This is a genomic window from Terrabacter aerolatus, from assembly GCF_007991735.1.
GTDB classification, from domain to species: Bacteria; Actinomycetota; Actinomycetes; order Actinomycetales; family Dermatophilaceae; genus Terrabacter; species Terrabacter aerolatus.
On sequence record NZ_BJYX01000059.1, the window covers coordinates 1 to 870 of the forward strand.

Genomic DNA, 870 nt, shown 5'->3' on the forward strand with positions numbered 1-870 from the left:
TCGGGTCTGGCGTGGCGAACGTCCTCCCTGATGCGCTTGTCGGGCTTGGTGTCCCACACGCAAGAAGGAGGACGTCCCATGAACAACGGTAGTGGCGTTTCCCGCGGTGATCGGAACCGGAACGCTCGGCTTTCTCGGCTGCGGGCGGCGGTCCCGACGACGAACGCGATCGTGGGGATCGACCTGGCCGACCGCAAGCAGATGGTCGTGGTGACGGACCACGACTCGAAGGTGCTCGCGCGGCGGACGTTCCGGTGCAAGGCGTGGGACCTCGGCTCGGCGCTGGACTGGGCCGCCGACCGGGCCCACGCGAAGGGGTTCGCCGGAGTGGCGGTGGCGTGTGAGCCGACCGGTCATCGGTGGATGGTGCTGGCGCAGCTCGCCTCCGAGCGGGGGATGTCGTTCGTGTGCGTGCAGCCGGCCGCCTCTTCCTGGGCCCGCAAGAGCGAGGACCTGACGACCGACAAGACGGACGAGAAGGACGCCGTCCTGATCGCCCGGCTGACCGGGCAGCTGCGCTGCTACCTGCCCGAACCGGTCGATGAGGCCAACGCGGCCTGGACTCGGCTGCGCCACCTCGGGACCCGCCGGGAGGAGCTGCTCGAGGAGCACATCGCGGCCGTGCAGACGATCCGGGACCTGCTCGAGTGCGTGTGGCCGGCCGCGCTCGAGGCGGCCAAGCACCCGTTCCGGTCGGCCACGTTCGTGGCCGCCCTGAGCGTCGTCGTGGGGCAGGGCCGCGGCCGCGACGGCGGGGACCTGGACCGGACGCGGCGGCTCGGGCTGGCGCGGTTCGAGCGGGCCGTCCGCGCGGAAGTCACACGCCGCGGCGGGGTCCGCCCGTGCCTGCGGATCGTCCGCCGCCTCTTC

The 870-nt window shown here is 72.3% G+C and carries 1 protein-coding gene; it reads left to right on the forward strand.

Going from position 1 to position 870, the window contains the following annotated elements; translation table 11 throughout:
- Positions 1–171 precede the first annotated feature (171 nt).
- Positions 172–870, forward strand: a 699-nt coding sequence (locus tag TAE01_RS20380) for an IS110 family transposase (RefSeq protein ID WP_186815325.1), incomplete at its 3' end; no start/stop codon positions are given.